The sequence below is a fragment of the Lacrimispora amygdalina genome, from assembly GCF_900205965.1.
In the GTDB taxonomy this organism is placed as follows: domain Bacteria; phylum Bacillota; class Clostridia; order Lachnospirales; family Lachnospiraceae; genus Lacrimispora; species Lacrimispora amygdalina_A.
The window spans coordinates 40,546-60,059 of the sequence record NZ_OAOF01000015.1; the positions used below are offsets into that span (position 1 = coordinate 40,546).

General features: G+C 42.5%; 20 protein-coding genes. 17 read left to right on the forward strand and 3 right to left on the reverse strand.

The genetic code is table 11. From position 1 onward, the window contains the following. Positions 1 to 15: 15 nt before the first annotated feature. Positions 16 to 411: a cupin gene (locus CRO04_RS18220; RefSeq protein WP_097005668.1), complete on the forward strand. Its 396-nt coding sequence runs from the start codon at positions 16 to 18 to the stop codon at positions 409 to 411. A 16-nt stretch (positions 412 to 427) separates the two neighbouring features. Continuing rightward, entirely contained in the window at positions 428 to 1,084 is a 657-nt protein-coding gene (fsa, locus tag CRO04_RS18225) for a fructose-6-phosphate aldolase (protein WP_097005669.1), read from the forward strand. A 59-nt stretch (positions 1,085 to 1,143) separates the two neighbouring features. On the opposite strand, the gene CRO04_RS18230 is transcribed toward fsa, so the two are convergent. Then, entirely contained in the window at positions 1,144 to 1,389 is a 246-nt protein-coding gene (locus CRO04_RS18230) for a TIGR03905 family TSCPD domain-containing protein (protein ID WP_097005670.1), read from the reverse strand. Positions 1,390 to 1,474: 85 nt separating this feature from the next. Continuing rightward, positions 1,475 to 2,365, reverse strand: a complete 891-nt coding sequence (locus CRO04_RS18235; protein WP_166432609.1) for a LysR family transcriptional regulator — start codon at positions 2,363 to 2,365, stop codon at positions 1,475 to 1,477. A 413-nt stretch (positions 2,366 to 2,778) separates the two neighbouring features. Here CRO04_RS18235 and CRO04_RS18240 point away from each other — a divergent pair, with 413 nt between their 5' ends. The 10 genes from CRO04_RS18240 (at position 2,779) to CRO04_RS18285 (ending at position 12,574) form a co-directional block, all read left to right on the forward strand. Beyond that, positions 2,779 to 4,218: a non-oxidative hydroxyarylic acid decarboxylases subunit C gene (locus CRO04_RS18240; RefSeq protein ID WP_097005672.1), complete on the forward strand. Its 1,440-nt coding sequence runs from the start codon at positions 2,779 to 2,781 to the stop codon at positions 4,216 to 4,218. 25 nt (positions 4,219 to 4,243) lie between these two features. Continuing rightward, the gene (locus CRO04_RS18245; RefSeq protein ID WP_097005673.1) at positions 4,244 to 4,450 is read left to right on the forward strand and encodes a non-oxidative hydroxyarylic acid decarboxylases subunit D; all 207 of its coding nucleotides are present in this window, start codon (positions 4,244 to 4,246) and stop codon (positions 4,448 to 4,450) included. Positions 4,451 to 4,483: 33 nt separating this feature from the next. Continuing rightward, the gene (locus CRO04_RS18250; protein WP_097005674.1) at positions 4,484 to 5,866 is read left to right on the forward strand and encodes an SLC13 family permease; all 1,383 of its coding nucleotides are present in this window, start codon (positions 4,484 to 4,486) and stop codon (positions 5,864 to 5,866) included. A gap of 24 nt (positions 5,867 to 5,890) precedes the next feature. Next, positions 5,891 to 6,454, forward strand: coding sequence for a UbiX family flavin prenyltransferase (locus CRO04_RS18255; protein ID WP_097005675.1), 564 nt, complete (start codon positions 5,891 to 5,893; stop codon positions 6,452 to 6,454). A gap of 31 nt (positions 6,455 to 6,485) precedes the next feature. Continuing rightward, entirely contained in the window at positions 6,486 to 6,866 is a 381-nt protein-coding gene (locus tag CRO04_RS18260) for a hypothetical protein (protein ID WP_097005676.1), read from the forward strand. Positions 6,867 to 6,874: 8 nt separating this feature from the next. After that, on the forward strand, positions 6,875 to 7,402 hold the full coding sequence (gene idi, locus CRO04_RS18265) for an isopentenyl-diphosphate Delta-isomerase (RefSeq protein WP_097005677.1): 528 nt from the start codon (positions 6,875 to 6,877) through the stop codon (positions 7,400 to 7,402). A 71-nt stretch (positions 7,403 to 7,473) separates the two neighbouring features. Further along, positions 7,474 to 9,288 (forward strand): methyl-accepting chemotaxis protein, encoded by a 1,815-nt coding sequence (locus tag CRO04_RS18270; RefSeq protein ID WP_166432610.1) that lies wholly within the window; start codon positions 7,474 to 7,476, stop codon positions 9,286 to 9,288. 84 nt (positions 9,289 to 9,372) lie between these two features. Next, positions 9,373 to 10,071 (forward strand): 5'-methylthioadenosine/adenosylhomocysteine nucleosidase, encoded by a 699-nt coding sequence (locus CRO04_RS18275; RefSeq protein WP_097005679.1) that lies wholly within the window; start codon positions 9,373 to 9,375, stop codon positions 10,069 to 10,071. A gap of 127 nt (positions 10,072 to 10,198) precedes the next feature. Continuing rightward, positions 10,199 to 11,116 carry a hypothetical protein gene (locus CRO04_RS18280; protein WP_097005680.1) on the forward strand — a complete coding sequence of 306 codons (918 nt, stop codon included), beginning with the start codon at positions 10,199 to 10,201 and terminating at the stop codon, positions 11,114 to 11,116. Between the two features lie 111 nt (positions 11,117 to 11,227). Continuing rightward, positions 11,228 to 12,574 (forward strand): glucose-6-phosphate isomerase, encoded by a 1,347-nt coding sequence (locus CRO04_RS18285; protein WP_097005681.1) that lies wholly within the window; start codon positions 11,228 to 11,230, stop codon positions 12,572 to 12,574. Between the two features lie 58 nt (positions 12,575 to 12,632). Here the strand turns inward: CRO04_RS18285 and CRO04_RS18290 are convergent, their stop codons facing one another. Beyond that, complete coding sequence (locus tag CRO04_RS18290; protein WP_097005682.1) at positions 12,633 to 12,899, reverse strand: hypothetical protein; 267 nt, start codon at positions 12,897 to 12,899, stop codon at positions 12,633 to 12,635. A gap of 166 nt (positions 12,900 to 13,065) precedes the next feature. Between CRO04_RS18290 and CRO04_RS18295 the strand changes: the two genes are divergently transcribed. The 5 genes from CRO04_RS18295 (at position 13,066) to tkt (ending at position 19,499) form a co-directional block, all read left to right on the forward strand. Further along, positions 13,066 to 14,157: a hypothetical protein gene (locus CRO04_RS18295; protein WP_097005683.1), complete on the forward strand. Its 1,092-nt coding sequence runs from the start codon at positions 13,066 to 13,068 to the stop codon at positions 14,155 to 14,157. Between the two features lie 142 nt (positions 14,158 to 14,299). Then, on the forward strand, positions 14,300 to 14,899 hold the full coding sequence (gene yyaC / locus CRO04_RS18300; RefSeq protein ID WP_097005684.1) for a spore protease YyaC: 600 nt from the start codon (positions 14,300 to 14,302) through the stop codon (positions 14,897 to 14,899). 62 nt (positions 14,900 to 14,961) lie between these two features. Next, entirely contained in the window at positions 14,962 to 16,176 is a 1,215-nt protein-coding gene (locus tag CRO04_RS18305) for a LysM peptidoglycan-binding domain-containing protein (protein WP_097005685.1), read from the forward strand. A gap of 72 nt (positions 16,177 to 16,248) precedes the next feature. Beyond that, positions 16,249 to 17,523 carry a DUF5711 family protein gene (locus CRO04_RS18310; protein ID WP_097005686.1) on the forward strand — a complete coding sequence of 425 codons (1,275 nt, stop codon included), beginning with the start codon at positions 16,249 to 16,251 and terminating at the stop codon, positions 17,521 to 17,523. Next, positions 17,520 to 19,499, forward strand: coding sequence for a transketolase (gene tkt / locus CRO04_RS18315; RefSeq protein WP_097005687.1), 1,980 nt, complete (start codon positions 17,520 to 17,522; stop codon positions 19,497 to 19,499). Before CRO04_RS18310 ends, tkt begins: the two co-directional genes overlap by 4 nt. Positions 19,500 to 19,514: the final 15 nt, after the last annotated feature.

Below are 19,514 nucleotides of genomic sequence, written 5' to 3' on the forward strand. Positions count from 1 at the left end.
GAGAGTTACTTAAAAATGAATATTACACAGTATGAATTTGCCGGAGAAGGCATGCAGCGGGTATATGAAAATAAGAAATGGACGGTTGGTATTAAAAACTGGAAACCAGCCAATGACATTACTGGTATTGACTGTCTGGAAAGGCATAATAAAACGGATGAGCTCTTTGTGCTGACAGAAGGCGGCTGCACCCTTGTTTATGCTAATGAAACAGAAAACGGACTAAACTTCAGCGCTGTTAAAATGGTACCTGGAAAGGTATTTAACATACCGGCATCCTTATGGCATAATACGATAACTGGGAAAGATACAAAAATGATTTTAATAGAAGATTCAAATACTTCTATGGAGAACAGTGATATATTAAAGCTTGACAAAGACCAGATAGAAAATATCAGAAGTCTTGTATAGGGAAGAAGAGGATAAAATGAAATTTTTTATTGATACAGCCAATGTGGAAGACATCAGAAAAGCTAATGACATGGGGATTATCTGCGGCGTTACAACCAACCCTTCCCTGATTGCGATGGAAGGAAGAGATTTTAAGGAGGTTATAAAGGAAATTACAGCCATCGTTGACGGACCGGTCAGCGGAGAAGTTAAGGCAACAACGGCTGATGCAAATGGTATGATACGGGAAGGAAGAGAGATTGCTGCCCTTCACCCCAATATGGCAGTAAAAATTCCTATGACAACAGAAGGTTTAAAAGCAGTTAAGGTACTAAAAGCAGAAGGGATAAAGACCAATGTAACTCTGATATTTTCGGCACCCCAGGCCCTTTTAGCCGCGCGTGCAGGTGCGGCTTATGTATCACCGTTTATGGGACGCCTTGATGATATTTCCATGAAAGGAATTGTTTTGATACGGGAAATTACCGATATTTTTAAAGCACACCATATAAAAACAGAAATTATTGCTGCCAGTATCCGCAACCCCATTCACGTAATTGATTGTGCAAAAGCAGGCGCCGATATTGCAACGGTTCCGTATAAGATCCTGGAACAAATGGTTAACCATCCGTTAACGGCGCAGGGAATTGCTAAATTTCAGGCTGATTACAGAGCTGTATTCGGAGAATCATAAATATAAAATAAGGGCTGCCAGATGCCGAAAAATCCGCTCATCTGGCAGCCCTTTTCATATTAATGACTTCCCTTATATTCCTTTAAAGCTTTGGATAACTGGTCAGGACAGGAGGTTGGACGGAATCCACATTTAATTCCTTCCAGACGGCGAATGGCTTCGTCTACTTCCATACCTTCTACCAGTCTTGAGACTCCCTGGGTATTACCGGAGCAACCACCAACAAACTGTACATGAGCAACCTTACTGCCTTCTATTTCAAAGTTAATTTCCTGGGAACATACTCCGTGTGTTTTATATTTCATCATTGATACCTCCGTATAATCATAACACTTGTCTTATCTGGAACTTTAAAGAATTATAACGAATTCCAGGGGCAGTGTCAATAGATCACAGTTCCTTTAGATAATCAAACAGTATATTGGATTTATCAAGTAACTGGGGATTTGTATTATTGGAGGACAATTTCGCAAAACCAATGGTAGTTTTAACTGAATTCCTGATTCTATAGTAGGTAAGTTGTGGAAACATTTGAAGATTAGCAAGCTGCCGGGGTAATATAGCACAGCCTCCTTTTTGAGACAAAAAAGACAAAAGCATCATATGCCTGGGAAATGTACCGGAGATACTGCCTGTATATCCGATATCGTATAGCTGTTTTTTAGTCAGCCTGTAAATATCAGACTCTTTGGCAATGGTATAAATATGATCAAATTTAAATCCGGTCAAATCAATTTCGCTGCCCTGCTCAAAAGGAAATACATTTTTGCTGCAGATTAGAACCATCTCATCTGTTACCAGAGGGATGACATCATATTCCGAATCTGTCAGTAAGTCAGTGCGGCAGATGGCTGCATCAACTTCCTGTTGAGTTAGCAGCTTGAGAAGATGCGTCTGGTCGTCTTCCACTATTTCTATGGAATAATTTCCAAACTTCTCCTGAAAATCAAGAAGCGTCTGCATAACTCCCGATTCTGCAAGACATGGAATGGTTCCCACTGTTATGTGAGTAATATAACAGGCTGAACTAAACTTCTGTAATTTGTTTCTTAAATCCTGGGTGCACTGGCGTATGCTCAGTGCGTATTCCAGATAAATATTACCAGCTTCTGTAAGTTCCGCTTTTGTGTTGCTTCTGATAAACAGTACAATTCCAAGTTCGTTCTCAATTGCCTTGATATGTTTTGATAATGCTGACTGAGAGATGTAAATACTCTCTGCTGCTGATGAAAAGTTTTTGTATTTTGCCAATGCCAGGAAATCATCAATCCATTTTGTCATAATCATTTAGCCCCCTTTAGTTACTGATAAATCGTAAAAATCCATTTTCAGATGTACGTTTTGTCATTAACACTATTATAATACAGAATGACGCGAAGGAAAATATGTTTATACTATTTTGTAATGACATTTTAGAATACTTATAAATATAAAAAATTTATAAGTATTAACTATCATTTATTTGTATAATCACTATAATTACGCATTTCTATATAACCATTCTAAAGTTTTATCATTTCTTTCAAGTCAAATTTGAAATGATTGGGAGTTTTCTGTTTCCATTTTGGAATATTACTGCGATTTTAATCGAATTGCCATGAAAATTGTAAATGATTATAATTTTATTATGTTGGAAAAATAATCCAGCTTGTAACCGTATCAGCAGTTTATGAAGAAGATCAGGAGGAAAATTTATGGCAAAAGTTTATCAGGATTTGCGCAGTTTCCTTTCCACTCTGGAAGAAAACGGTCAGTTAGTACGAATTAAGGAGGAGGTCAATCCAGAGCCGGATATTGCGGCGGCAGGCAGGGCAGCGGCAAACATTGAGGGTGGCCCGGCTGTTTTGTTTGAGAAGGTTAAAGGATATCCTTACAGCGTAGTCACCAATGTACACGGTTCATGGGCTAATCATGCTCTGATGCTGGGGATGGAGAAAAAGGCAACCGTTAAGGAGCAATTTCATGAAATTAACCGCAGATGGGACCGATTCCCGGTGAAACCTGAAATTCTTAAAAGAGAAGACGCTCCCTGTAAAGAAAATATCATTGATAAGGCGGAGGATATTAATCTGTTTGAGCTTCTTCCATTATATCGGATTAATGACCAGGATGGCGGTTTCTTCCTATCCAAAGCTTCTATTATTACGGCGGACCCAAAGGAGCCGGATAACTTTGACAAGCTAAATGTAGGTACATACCGGATTCAGATAAAAGGGAAAAACCGTGTAGGCATTCAGGCGCTGGCATTTCATGATATTGCGATTCAACTGGAAGCGGCAGAGAGAAAGAATGAAAAGGTTCCGATCTGTATTACAGTCGGAAACAGCCCTCTGGTAACCTATATGGCATCCACACCAGTTATGTATACACAAAATGAGTACGAATTCGTAGGAGCCCTGCAGGATGGTGTGCCGACTCAGATTGTCCAGTCTGATCTATATAAGAATCTTTATGTTCCTGCCGGTTCTGAGGTTGTTTTGGAAGGTTATATTGAGCCAAGGGTTCGGGAAGTAGAAGGTCCGTTCGGAGAATTTCCGGGCTCCTACTCCGGTTCCAGACGCCAGTGCGTTATTACAATTACTCATGTAACTCACAGAACCAACCCGATTTTTGAAAATCTGTATCTTGGTATTCCATGGACTGAAATTGATTATCTTATGGCATTAAATACATCGGTTCCTCTTTACCAGCAGATAAAAAGAGACTTCCCGGAAGTACAGGCTGTCAATGCGATGTATACACATGGAATCGGCTGTATTATATCCACGAAGGTAAGGTTTGGCGGATTTGGCAAAGAAGTGGCATTCCGGCTTCTTTCTACCCCTCATGGAGGTTCTTACAGTAAGATTATTATTATTGTTGATGAATTTGTCGATCCATTTAATCTCCCCCAGGTTATGTGGGCTCTGACAACCCGGGTAAGACCGGATAAGGATGTTGTAGTGATTCCTAACTGTCCGGGAATGCCTCTGGACCCCTCCTCATATCCTGCAGGAATGCATTCCAAACTGATTATTGATGCCACAACTCCAAAAGATCCGGAGCCAAACCCAAGAGAAGTAGAACTTTTAGAGCCGCCGGCAGGCTATGAGAAGTATGAAGATCTGATCCGAAAACTGATGTCTGAGATGTAAGCTGATAACGAAAGGAGATTGAACTATGAAATGTCCCCGCTGTGACGGAACTAAAATTGAAGTGATTGCAACCTCTCCTGTAGGAAATGTATGGGAAGTTTACGAATGTATGGATTGCTTCTATTCCTGGAGATCTACTGAAACTCCTCAGATTCATGAAAAATTCAAGCTGAAAAAGGAACAGATTGATACTCTTCAGATTATTCCTCCTATTCCGCCTCTTGATAAGTGATTTTAGGATTTTAATTGTGAAAGGAGAAGCTTCGTGACATCCACCAAACAGAAAACAGGTTTTTTAATCGGTATTATTGTTTTTGTCCTTGTCCTACTTCTTCCCCTTGACGGTCTGTCTAAGGAAGGACAGATTTGTCTTGGATTAACATTAATGACAGTAGTCTGGTGGGCGGCGCAGGTTGCCCAGTCAGGCTATATTGGGGGATTTTATCTGGTCTGCGTATGTTTATTAAAGCTTGCTGATACGAAAGTGGTATTTGCAGGCTGGACAACCTCAACCCTGTGGCTGGTCATTGGTGCCTATATGATTGCGGCAGCTGTTAAAAAGTCTGGATTAGGGGAACGTATTTCTTATGCCTACATCCTCAGATTTGTCAGCTCATGGAAGAGCATTATCATTGGCATTTTTGTACTGACCTTTATATTATCACTGTTTATACCCCACCCCTGGCCGCGGGCGTTTTTAATCATGTCTGTCATGTCGGTTGTGATTAAGGCGGCTAATATGCCAAAGGAAGATGCAGTCAAAGTAGGCTTTACGGTATTTGCAGCCTCAGTACCGGTTTCACTTATTTTTTTAACCGGAGATTCTGTCATCAACCCCCTGGTAGTGACTTACTGTACGACAGAAAGTATTAATTTTGTACGCTGGTTTCAGTTAATGGGACCTCCGGCCCTGTTTTTAAGCATCTCAACCATGCTTTTGATTCTGATTCTGTTTAAACCGTCAAAAGAAGTTGAAGTTAATTTTGAGGAAGTGCGTGCTGCGCAGTCATCCCTTGGTAAAATGACTGAAAGGGAAAAGAGAACCCTGATCTGGATATTGATTGCAATTGGTCTCTGGTTAACCAATGGGATTACCGGACTTGATGTGGGATGGGTCACTCTGGCTGTGGCAATGTGTATGGCTCTTCCGGTAATTGGTAATGTTCTGACAGTAAAGGAGTGGGGGGATGTTCCTGTTCATGTCCTGGTATTTCTAACCTCTGCCATTGCGATTGGAAAGGTAGGAGCAGTAACGGGCATGAATGAATGGCTTGCAGAAACCCTTCTTCCCAAAACCATGCCAGGCAACATATTTGTACTATCCCTGATGATTGCCGCAATTGCTATTGCAATTCATATGTTTATGGGGTCTGTAATAGCAGTCATGGGTGTTGCCATACCGGCAATCCTTGTATGTACCAATGCACTGGGAATCAATGAAGTGGCAGTGATTTTTGTCATTTATCTGGCTATTTCCGGTCATTATATTCTTCCGTTCCACCACCTGAATATACTGGTGGGACAGGGAGAGGAAAATGGAATGTATACGCAAAAGGAAACAGTAAAGATGGGAGTTCCGCTTCTTATTCCGATATTTTTTACCGTTGCTTTTGCAGTTATCTGGTTTACCGTGTCCGGTATTTTATAACTGCTTGTTAAGAGAGGTGTTTTAATGCGAATTATTGTAGGTGTATCAGGAGCAACCGGTGTAGTGATGAGTTTATATCTGCTAAAAGCGCTGAAAAGTTTTAAGGATTGTGAGGTACATCTGGTGGTATCGGATTGTGCCAGAAAAACCTGGGAGCTTGAGACAGATGAACCCTTTGAGAGGTTAATTGAACAGGCAGATTATTATTATGATGTATATAATCTTGCAGCAGCCATCTCCAGCGGCTCATATCAGACAGACGGAATGATTATATTGCCCTGCAGTATGAAGACGCTGTCCGGAGTAGTAAACGGTTTCACCGATAATCTCCTGATCAGGGCAGCAGATGTCTGTATGAAGGAAAACCGGAAAGTGGTTCTTTGTACAAGAGAAATGCCTCTTGGAAAGGTTCATCTTCGCAATATGTCTGAGGCTGCAGATTTAGGTTGTACCATAATCCCCCCCATGCTGACTTTTTATAATGGCGCCCGTTCCCTGGATGATCAGATTAATCATGTGGTTGGTAAGATTCTGATGCAGTTTGGACTGGATTTAAAAAGCTTTGTTCCCTGGCACGGTGCAGAGTAGGGCCGCGGAAATTAAAAAAGGAAGTGACACTATGATAAGCAAAACCTTCGGAGCTGGAAAACATAGAATAAATCTTACTGCCCATCTGACAAACGGAAGCGGGCTGGCCGTTATTGTTGATGGAGGCGAACGGGCGCATCTGGGAGGTGTGGCATTAGCATCTCCGGGTGTAAAGATTGACGGGCAGCAGCTTTCAAACTGCGATCTTTGGACCCTGACAGTACCGGGACACAAAGATGTACAACTGGCAGAAAAGATTGCAAAGAAGTTATGTTTAGAAACCGGAGAGCCGGTGTCTGTAAGCCTTGGCGTCCACGTAGAGCATGCAACGGCACAGGACATTAATCTCCTGTGTGAAAATGTGGAAGCAGCTGCAGATCTGTTTTTAAAAGAATATCTGAAAGATGACTGATTGGAGCAATGATGGATCATTTAATCTGTGTTGATATACAAGATCGGGAAATTGGGAATGCAACCAAAGAGGAGTGTCATAAAAAAGGATTGCTTCACAGGGCTTTTTCGGTATTTTTGTATCATGAGGGAAAATTACTGCTTCAGCGGCGTGCATTGGAGAAATATCATTCCGGCGGCTTGTGGACCAATGCATGCTGCTCCCATCCCCGCTGTCAGGAATCTTTAACGGAAGCAGTTGAGCGGCGGCTTTACCAGGAGCTTTCCGTTGTCTGCAGCTGTGAAGAGGTAGGAGAATTTATTTATTTTCACAAGTTTCATAACGAGATGTATGAATATGAATATGATCACGTATTTATTGGTCAGTATTATGGAGAAATCAGTCCGGACAAGGAAGAGATTATGGATCTGAAATGGATGGAAATAGCTGATTTATCTGAAAGCATGCTGCACAATCCAGAACAATATACGGTATGGTTTCTGACTGCAGCACCTATGGTTATAAGAAAACTGACGGGCGGAAAAAAACCAGGGTAAAGACCTGGATTTTTCGCTGTTCAGAGATATTATCTATGCTTTAGAATAAATACATAATGAGAGGTACAATTATGAGAGAGAAAAAAGGTTTCAATGAATTCATCAGAGGCTTATCGGTTAAATGGAAGTTATCAATCGGGTTTGGCGTTGTTTTTTTAATATTGCTGGTTTCCCTTGGAACTTCTGCGGCCAGTATATCCAAAATAGGTAATCAGGTAGAATTATATTCCAAATTTACCTATCCACTTACCTATAACAACTTAGTGGCTCAACGGGAAGCTGTGTCGGTTCAGAGATTTTTGCTGATGGCGCTTCTAGAAAAGGAATCAGGGAAAGATTACCAGTCCTCTCTTGATATGTCCGGTAAAAGCGCACAAAATTTCATGGAGGTTTTTGATAAATTTGCTAAAAACCAGCGAAGCGCAGCAAATGATAAAAATATAGCAGATGTAAATCAGCATGTACAGGAGGCAGAAGCAGCCCGTAATAAAATACTGGAACTGTTAAATGATCCGTCTACTAAGGATGCATCAGCTGCCTATAAAATTTTCCAGGAAGAATTTTTACCGCCTTTTAATCAGATTACAGATATAATGGAACAGATGAATGTGGTTGGAGCACAAAAAGCAGATATACAGAAGCAGACAGCAAAAAATGTGATTGCTGAGTCCTGGGTGATTCTACTGGTGGTGCTGGTGGCATCTGTTTTAGCAACCCTCTCTATTATTTTTATATTAACACGGGCAATACTTAAACCAGTCAAAGAAATAGAAGAAGTTTATAAGGATATGGCGGAAGGAAATCTCCGCTCAGAAATTCACTATGAAAGCCGTGATGAGCTGGGACGTATGGCAGACAGCATCCGTTCCACCAATGCAAGACTTACATCATATATTGAAGATATTATTTCAAAACTGACCATGCTGTCTCAGGGAAATATGAACTTTACTGTTGATCTGGATTATGTTGGGGATTTTTCAGCAATTAAAGAGTCTTTACTCAGTACCATTTCTTCTCTGAATGCAACCATGCAGGTAATTCATACCGCTGCGGAGCAGGTGAACTCCGGAGCAGGTCAGGTTTCTGATGCTTCCCAGGCACTTGCATCTGGTGCAACAGAGCAGGCGGCCACGATAGAAGAGCTGACTGCTTCCATTCACAGTGTAACAGAAAAAGCAGAAAAGAATACGACATCTGTACGTAATGCAACGGAATCCGTATTGCAGGCCGGCCAGGGCGTGGGAGAAAGCAATAACCGAATGAAGCAGCTCAACGAAGCAATGAGAGAAATCAGCCATTCTTCTGAAGAGATTTCCAAGGTAACAAAGATTGTGGAAGACATTGCTTTCCAGACAAATATCCTGGCATTAAATGCGGCAGTGGAAGCAGCAAGAGCGGGTGAGGCAGGAAAGGGCTTTGCGGTTGTTGCAGATGAAGTCAGAAATCTGGCTGCAAAATCAGCGGAAGCGGCCAAGCCGACGGCAGATCTGGTACAGAAATCTACGGATAAGGTAGCTGAAGGGGAACGGATGGCCAATGAAAGCTTAAAGCTTTTAGATGATGTTGCAGTAAAAGCGGATCTGGTTGATAAAGCAATAAAACAGATAGAATCCGACACTCAGGACCAGGCAAATGCCATTGTTGAAATTAATCAGGGACTTTCCCAGGTTTCTGCAGTTGTACAGACCAATGCTGCAACTGCAGAGGAAAGTTCTGCTTCCAGTGAGGAGCTGGCTGCACAGGCACAGATTCTTCGGGAACAGATTTCAAAATTCAAGCTTACAACGGTAACCGGTACAACCGGAAAAGAATCTTACAAGAAAAGAACTGTGGAACCGGAATTAAATCAATCAGCTGCTATTGACTCTGCGTCTGGAAAATATTGAAATTAATCACACAATTGCTCCGTTTTCCGTTATAATAATACGGTAGCCGGTGAAATAATGGATAAAATATAAAGGAGGACTGCTATGTTAGGAATTATCGGAGCAATGGATGTGGAAGTTGCAGAAATAAAAGAATCCATGAAGGATGTTACGGTTGAAACCATAGCGGCAATGGATTTTTATAAAGGAACGTTAAAAGGACTTGAAGCAGTTGTGGTCCGGTGCGGGATTGGAAAGGTTAATGCTGCCATCTGTACACAGATTCTGGCGGATCATTACCATGTGAGCGCGGTCATTAATTCTGGAATAGCCGGTTCTTTAAAGAACGAAATTAATATTGGTGATGTAGTTCTGTCCACCGATGTGGTACATCATGATATGGATGCCACCGGCTTTGGTTACCCGGCAGGGCAGATTCCCCAGATGAAGGAATTTTCATTTCATGCGGATGAAAATCTTCGGAATCTGGCTGAGAATTGCTGCAAAGAGGTGAATCCTGAAGTTGGAATTTTTAAAGGAAGAGTGGTTTCAGGGGACCAGTTTGTTTCTGACAGGGTTAAAAAAACATGGATCTCTGATACATTTAAAGGATTTTGTACGGAGATGGAGGGTGCTGCAATTGCTCAGACAGCCCACTTAAACCACATACCGTTTCTGGTTATCAGAGCAATCTCAGATAAGGCGGATGACAGCGCAAATATGGACTACAGCGAGTTTGAACAGAAGGCGGTTAAAGCTTCTGTGAACCTTATTTTAGCTATGGCAGAAAAATATTCAGATTAACTTAAGAATCGAATCCTGGCAGGATTTGACGAACGATTCTAGGCTCTCTCATCTTCCCAAAGGCAGTCCGGGTGTTTATAATAAACCTATCACCCGGAGATGCCGGGAAGAAAGGGGAGCTATTATTATGCTGGAATTTTTACAGACAGGCAAAGCGTTATACGTGCTTGCAATTTTCTGCGGTATTGGTATTATTACCAGATGGCTGACACGTAACCTCTACAAAAGACTGATTAAAGAATCAGATAATCTGACACTTACCAAAAACAGGAACCTTCGTGCATTTAAACAGAAGACCGAATCAACTTATCAAATGAACCAGGGGATTCCCAGGGTCAAGGCTTATTTGGAAAGACAGATGTATGATTTTAAACATATGGGTATTACACTCCATGGCTGGAACATGTTTTCCAATCAAATGACACTCTGGTGCTTCTTAGGAGGCGGTGCCGCCGCATTTGGTTCCTACTGGTACCGGACAGATCCTTACTATATTGTGCTGTATGGTTCGGTAGGTATTATGGCAGGGCTGTTTACCATACTGGTGGATCATGGTGCCGGAATAACAGAAAAGCGGCAGCAGCTGTTTGCAGCACTGGATAATTATCTGGAGAATACATTGATCTACCGGCTGGATCAGGAGCGGGAGGAGTCGGCCTCCATGTCTGGTCCCAGACTGGAGCCTCGTGAGAATATCCGCTCGATCTATGCTGCCCAGACAAGGAATGCAGCAGAGCCGGAAGCGGAACCGGACCGGAAAGCGGACAGAAGGAGCACCAGGCAAAGGGGGCGTAACCGTCCTCAAAAGCAGGCGGAGGAATATTCTGATGAAATGGAGAATTTGTCAATGAGAGGAGAACCCATGGAATCAGTGGAAGCAAAAGGCTCCGTCCGTGACGTGGATTATTTAAAAAAGAGTCTGGAACAGATTGCGGCCAGCCGGGAAAAGGTGCGGGGCAGCAGGCAGGGAGAGGACTGGCTTAAGGATTTAAACCCGGAGGAAATAAAGCTTATCGGGGAGATTCTTCAGGAGTATTTAACATGAACGTTTGGAGGGCAGAAGAAAATAAAGTCGCATTTCAATGAATATTATGATATAATTTTCCTAAACAGGCAGACAGGAACCTGACATAATAGGAAAAGGAGAATATTAGCAATGGGAAATATAGTGTTTGATGATTCCAAAGCAGCAGGTTTTGTAACAGCAGAAGAGATGGATAACATGAAAGCCACAGTAATGTGTGCGAAAGAAGTGCTGATGAACAAAACTGGTGCAGGTAATGATTTCTTGGGATGGATTGATCTACCGGTCAATTACGATAAAAAGGAATTCCAGGAAATAAAGGCAGCGGCAGAAAAAATTCAGAATGACTCGGATGTTTTGCTGGTTGTCGGGATCGGCGGTTCTTATCTTGGTGCAAGGGCAGCGATCGAATTTTTATCCCACAGCTTTTATAACGTATTACCAAAAGGAAAACGTAAAACTCCGGAGATTTATTTCGTCGGCAACAGCATCAGCAGTAAATACATCCGGGATTTAAAGGATGTGCTGGAAGGAAAAGATTTCTCCGTTAATATTATATCCAAATCCGGTACAACCACAGAGCCTGCAATTGCATTCCGCGTATTTAAGGATCTGCTGATCGAAAAGTATGGACGTGTAGAGGCAAATAAAAGGATTTATGCCACTACGGATAAGGCGAAGGGTGCGTTAAAGAATTTAGCGGACCAGGAGGGTTATCAGACGTTTGTTGTTCCGGATGATGTGGGAGGACGTTTCTCAGTGCTTACGGCAGTCGGCCTTCTTCCGATTGCAGTATCCGGCGCTGATATTGATAAATTGATGGAAGGCGCGGCAGCAGCCAGAGAAGAGGCATTAGGCGCACCTTATGAGTCTAACGGTGCTCTCCGGTACGCGGCGATCCGCAACATCCTCTTAAGAAAAGGAAAAGCGGTTGAGATCGTGGCCAATTATGAGCCAAGCCTTCATTATGTTTCCGAGTGGTGGAAACAGCTGTTTGGAGAAAGCGAGGGAAAGGATCAGAGAGGTATTTTTCCTGCAGCAGTGGATTTAACCACAGACTTGCACTCTATGGGACAGTTTATTCAGGATGGGTCCCGAATTATGTTTGAAACTGTATTAAATGTGGAAGAATCTCCGGCAGAAATCCTTTTAAAGGAAGAAGAGGTTGATACGGACGGAATGAATTATCTGGCGGGAAAGAGCGTGGACTTCGTCAACAAGAGCGCGATGAATGGTACAATTCTGGCGCACAGTGACGGAGATGTTCCGAATCTGATGGTTAACATTCCGGGTCAGGATGAATTCAGCTTAGGACAGCTGTTCTACTTCTTTGAATATGCCTGTGGTGTAAGCGGTTATATTCTGGGAGTCAATCCGTTCAACCAGCCGGGGGTGGAAAGCTATAAAAAGAATATGTTTGCTCTGCTTGGCAAACCCGGGTTTGAGAAGGAGAGAGAAGAGCTTTTAAAGAGATTATAAGTATTACCAATAAAAAAGTCCTGCCACGGTTGTGGCGGACTTTTTTTATACCCTGAGTTTATTCTTCTATAATCTGTATTTCAAGAAAATCAAAATCAATGGGTTCTATAAAATTATCCTGAGTAAATCGTGCTTTTGAATGCATTTTAAAATCTTTTACTGTTGAATCAAGCCAAATGGGCTTTCCAAGATCAAACTGATAGCAGATTTCCTCCAGAGACTGAAACACCATGGAAGTCCTGGACAGACTGTAGTCGGAGTTGCAGATGACGGTATCCTTAACGATCCGGGTATTCGTTATCAATTTTGCCCACATACGAAACATAATAATTTTCCCTTCTATCAGACAAATTTCGGTTTACATAGCATAATACTGAGTCGATTATAGCATTATGTGAAGGAATCTGGCAAGGAAGAAATACAGGACGTTGTAAAACCAATCATCCTATGATAAAATTATCAGAGGAAAAACCGAAGGAGGAAGACGAAAGATGGCACAGCCGATTGAAGATCAGGTTGGATTTCTGGGAGAAGCATGCAGAGCTGTTCAGGAACTGTCGGTAAGTAAAAGTTTGCTGGAAAAATACCGTCTGGAAGAAAAGAGTCTTTTAAGAGAACTGGAAGCGGAGAGAAAGGCTGTGACCGATGCTATCAGCCTTACGGTGAAGAAGCGTGTCCAGGAGATTAACGATACTTACGACGGTGAGATCGCAAAGGAACAGGAACATTTAAAGCGCCTGAGGAATAAGCGGGAGAAAGCGAAGACCCAGGGCGTAAAGGAACGGATTGAAGAAGAAACCCAGGAGCTTAAGGATAAAAACAGGGAGCTGGCCGGGGAACTTAAATCTGTTTTTAAACGGGATCATGTTCCGGCTTATTGCAGAAGCACCTGGTACTATGCCCTGTTTTTTACCAGGGGATTTTCTGAAATGATCCTATTGCTGATTACTGCACTAATTTTCTTTCTGGTTATACCATGCGGGATCTATTTTCTGATACCTCAAAGAAATACATTTTACCTGGCAGGCATTTATTTTGTCTCCATTCTGCTTTTTGGAGGAATTTATATATTGATTAATAACCGGACCAGGGTGAGACACCCTGAGGCACTGAAGAAAGGGCGGCTGATTAAGAACTCTATTAAGTCCAACCGCAGGAAGCTTCGTGCCATTATCCGTGCCATAAAGAAGGACAGGAATGAGAAGGTCTATAATCTGGAACGGTTTGATGATGAAATAGCTAAGACAGAACAGGATCTTATGAATATAGCAGATAAGAAACAGGAGGCCTTAAACACGTTTGATAAGGTGACAAGTACTATCATCTCGGATGAAATTGCAAGCAGCAAGAGAGAAAAGATATCAATGCTTGAGAAAGAACATGAAGAGACGGTAAAAAACTGGAAGGAAGCACAGATGCGGGTGAAGGAACAAACTCTTTTTATCAATGATAATTATGCTTCTTATATCGGATCTGATTTTATGATACCGGAAAAGCTTGATGAGCTGGCTGATATCATACGAATGGGAAAGGCATCAACAATCAGTGAAGCCAAAGACGTTTACAATAGCATGAAAGACTAATTTAAGAAGGTACAGGAACCTGCACAGGGAAATAGCAGACCTGTACTTTTTTTGCTTTTTTGAAGGAGAGTAAGGTGAATAATTCCAGAGAACCCGGCTTATAATAGAACAGAGAAAAATAAGGACAGCAGGGCAGTATATTATGAAATTATGGGAAAGAATTGCAATCCGGGGAAATCGGGATGTTTTTTATTATGACACAAGGCAGACCTTTGAAGCTGAGGAGTTTGCTGCCAGACTTTACAACATGATATGCTCGGAGCAGGAGAATGGAAAAACGGCGGGGGTGTTGTTTCTATGCATTGGTACCGACCGTTCCACGGGAGACAGCCTTGGGCCCTTAATTGGTTATAAGCTAAATGAAATGGGAATTGAGCATATTGATATACTTGGAACGCTGGAGCGTCCGGTTCATGCCATGAATTTAGAAACCTATCAGACTATTTTAAAACTACGTTATCCCAATCATGTGGTGATAGCAGTGGATGCTTCTGTTGGAAATATGGAGCACATCGGTTATGTTACCCTTGGAAAAGGAGCACTAAAACCGGGACTTGGAGTGAGCAAGGAGCTCCGGGCAGTAGGTGATATATTTATTACTGGTATCGTAGGAAGCTGCGGAAATTATGATCCGCTCATGCTTCAGAGCATCCGGCTTTCTGTTGTAATGCGGATGGCAGACTGTATCAGCCGGAGTATCTGCCTTGTCGAAAAGTTATGGGAAAATACGTACTTTCTTTGACACGTTTTTCAATCACCGTATGCTATGATTCATTGGATTAAATAGAATAGCGGGGTGATCCAATGGATGAATTATACAATCCGTTCCCAAAGCTGCCAAAAAACATCAGACAGATTGGGGAACGGGATGAGATCGTAAAACTGTATGTAGAAGATTATGTTAACACATATTTAAAACGTCTGTATCCTGTAAGTGGACAAAGACTAAGGGTTGGACTTCTATTAGGCAGTCTGGAGTTAAATGAAGGAACTCCATATATCTTCATTGACGGAGCATTGGAAATGGAGGATGTAACGGAAGAAGGGCGGAAGGTGGCATTTACAGAGCTATCCTGGAAAAGGGCTTCCCAGAGCATGGAACAGCTGTTTCCCAAGCGGTCCATACAGGGCTGGTTTATATGCGGAAGTCCGGGAGATGACCTGACTCCTTTAAATTACTGGAAACAGCATATGCAGTATTTTGGAGGACCGAATAAGTTAATGTATCTGAGTTGTGGTACGGAGGGGGATGAGACAATTTATGTCACCTCGGAGGATGGGTTTTATAGACTTCAGGGGTACAGTATCTATTATGAACGAAATCAGATGATGCAGGACTATATGGTGCTGCGAAAGGATGTAAAACGTATCGAAACCGATACAAATGATAAGGTAATTGAAGAATTCCGCAAGCGAATGGGCGAGAATAAGGAAGAGGCATCGGACAAGCATCAGACTGTCGGACTTCTCCGGGGCATGTGCATGGCCATGTCAGTCGTCATATTAGCTGGCGGAATTGTTATGTTTAACAACTATGAACAGATGCGTGGTATGGAAAGTGTAGTAGTATCTGCAATTCCGGCAAAGGCTGAAAAAATAATTCTGGGTGATAAAAGCAAGGAAAATGGAGATAAGAAGGAATCCGGAGTTGTGGTGGAGGAAGCAGAAGGAGAAGTCTATCCTACCTCTGCAGTCAATAAGGAAACTATGTCTGAAACCATGCCTGAGACCGCAAAGTCAGAAGCAAAGGCCGGGGATACGGCCGGTGAAACAACGGCTGCGCCTCAGACGAACACGGAAGAGAAGGTAACTCAGGCAGCACAGCCTGAAACCTCAGCTGCGACGGAGGCGGCAGTATCGGACAGCCAGAGGACTCATGTTGTGGTGGAAGGCGAGACTCTGTATGGAATCTGTATGTCCGAATACAATAATATCAGTAAATTAAAAGAAATTTGTGAATTAAATGGGCTGGAAGATGAAAATAAGATAGTTGCGGGTCAGAAATTGCGTCTTCCTTAGAAAAACTTAATGCGTTTCTCTCTGATTTGATGTATACTACAATTATATATGGGCATTTTTAGGAGAAACTGCATGAGCGATATGAACTCAATGAACAGAGAGATAAAGAAAGACCAGCTGCGGCGTCAGATTGTCCCGGCTTTACCGCAAAAGGACGAGGACAGCAATGAAATTATAAAAAGAGCCCGCACAAAGGTAAAAAAGAAAAGATTTAAGATTTTTCTGGTGGTGTTATTGCTCCTGTCTGCCGGAGCAGTCAGTCTGTATACATATTTTAAATATTGTCAGTATACTGGATACAGTGTCATCTGGGAAAAATCGTTGAATGAGGGCAGCTATGTAGGATATTTAAGCTTCGGCAGCAATGTGCTGAAATACAGCAAAGATGGAGCTTCCTATATCGATTCCCAGGGCAAAGAGGTATGGATCCAAAGCTACGAGATGAAATCCCCGGTTGTCAGTGTGAATGGACCTTTCGCGGTCATTGCAGACCAGCAGGGCAATTCCATCTATATCTTTGACAAGACAGGAAATACAGGCATGGCTACGACGGTGCTGCCCATTGTAAAAGCTACAGTATCTGCCCACGGAGTTGTGGCGGTAATATTAGAAGACAGCACTTCTAATTACGTGTATTTTTACAAACGGGATGGCAGCTCTTTGGATGTGAAGATCAAAGCTCTGTTAGGAGGAGATTCCGGTTATCCGGTTGACATCAGTTTATCTCCGGATGGAACCCAGCTGATTGGAGCCTATGCATATTTAAAAAATGGAACAATGAATGGTAGAGTTGCCTTTCATAATTTTGCCGAAATTGGTAAAAGTGTACCGGACAGGCTGGTAGGCGGATTTGATGAACCATACGAGCAATCACTTGTAGCACAGGTCCGGTTCCTTGATGACACGTATTCCTGTGCGTTTGCAGATAACGGTATTTCATTTTTCTCCACAAAGAATGCACTCTCTCCGGAACTGATTAAACAGGTACCGGCAGAGGATGAGATAAAAAGTGTATTTTTCTCGGACAAGTATGCAGGATTAATCCTTAATAATTCCGAAGGAGAGAATACGTACAAGTTGAATGTATATAAATCCAATGGTAATCTGGTATTTACCAGTGGTTTCCAATATCAGTATACACATGCCGATATTGACGGAAACCTGGTAATTTTGTATAATGAAGACTCTTGCAGAGTCTATAATATGTCAGGAAGACTTAAGTTTTCCGGAACATTTGATTTTCCCATATCCAAAATCCGAAACGGCAGATTTCCCAATACTCTGATCGTGACCGGACCCCAAAACATGAAAGAAATAAGATTACAAATAGGAGGACAATACCAATGAGCAACATCGATACTATGTCAATTAATGCAATCCGCATCCTTTCTGCCGATGCAATCCAGAAAGCTAACTCCGGACATCCGGGACTTCCATTAGGCTGCGCTTCCGCTGCGTATGAATTATGGGCCAATCACATGAACCACAATCCTGCAGATCCTACATGGGCTAACAGAGACCGTTTCGTATTATCCGGAGGTCATGGATCCATGCTTCTGTATTCACTTCTTCATCTGTTTGGATATGGAAATCTGTCCAAAGAGGATGTGATGAATTTCCGTCAGATGGATTCTAAAACCCCAGGTCATCCGGAATACGGCCATACAGTTGGTGTAGAAGCAACAACAGGTCCTCTGGGCGCTGGTATGGGTATGGCAGTAGGTATAGCAATTGCTGAAAGCCATCTTGCCGCTGTATTTAATAAGGATAACTATCCGGTGGTTGATCATTACACCTATGCTTTGGGTGGTGATGGATGCATGATGGAGGGTATATCCTCTGAGGTATTTTCTCTTGCAGGCACTCTTGGTCTTGGAAAATTAATTGTTATTTACGATTCCAATAAAATTTCCATTGAAGGAAGTACAGATATCGCATTTACTGAGAATGTACAGAAACGTATGGAAGCATTTGGTTTTCAGATTATTACGGTTGAAGACGGTAACGACCTGGAAGCTATTGGCCGTGCTATTGAAGATGCAAAGGCAGATACCGAGCATCCGTCCTTTATTACCATAAAGACCCAGATCGGTTACGGTTGTCCTGCAAAGCAGGGAAAGGCAAGCGCTCACGGAGAACCTCTTGGTGCAGACAATATTACTGCATTAAAGGAGAATCTGGGCTGGCCTTCTATGGAACCGTTCTATGTTCCGGAGGAAGTTTACAGTCATTACAGAAAGCTTGCAGAGGAAAAGGCAGAGACCGAAGCAGCATGGAATGTAATGTTTGCCGCATATTGTCAGGAATATCCTGAGATGGAGACATTATGGAATGCTTACTATGATCCGGATGCAGGAGAAAAAGCCATTGAAGCATGCGCTGATTTCTGGAAAAAGCCGGAGAAGGCTGATGCAACCAGAAACTTATCCGGACAGGTTTTAAACAGAATTAAAACATTTATGCCTAACTTAATCGGAGGTTCTGCAGATTTAGCACCTTCCAATAAGACAAATATGTCGGATATGGGAGATTATAGCAAAGAAAACCGGAGCGGAAGAAATATGCATTTCGGAGTCCGGGAACTTGGTATGACAGCTATCGGTAACGGCATGATGCTTCACGGAGGACTTCGTACCTATGTGTCCACCTTCTTTGTTTTCAGTGATTATACTAAGCCTATGGCTCGTCTTTCCGCTTTGATGGGAGTGCCGTTAACATTTGTATTTACCCACGACAGCATTGGAGTTGGTGAAGATGGTCCGACTCATGAGCCGATCGAGCAGCTTGCCATGTTACGTGCATTGCCAAACTTCCATGTATTCCGTCCTTGTGATGAGACAGAGACAGAAGCAGCCTGGTATTCTGCACTGACTTCCAAAAAGACACCGACAGGTCTGGTTCTGACAAGACAGAATTTAACTCCTATGCCAGGAAGCAGCAAAGAGGCTTTAAAGGGCGGTTACGTTATCGATGACTGTGAAGGAACACCGGATCTGATTCTTATTGCAAGCGGATCGGAAGTGGAACTTTCTGTGAAGGCAAAAGAGCTTATTACTGATAGAAAAGTCCGCGTAGTTTCCATGCCTTGTATGGATTTATTTGAAGAGCAGAGCGATGAGTATAAGGAATCCGTACTTCCAAAGGCAGTCAGGAAACGTGTAGCAGTAGAAGCGTTAAGTGACTTCGGCTGGGGCAAATATGTTGGTCTTGACGGCGCATATGTGACTATGACCGGGTTTGGAGCCAGCGGTCCTGCAAAGCTGTTGTTTGAGCACTTTGGATTTACACCTGAGCATGTTGCAGAGGTGGCTAAATCTTTATAATCAATACATCTGCTG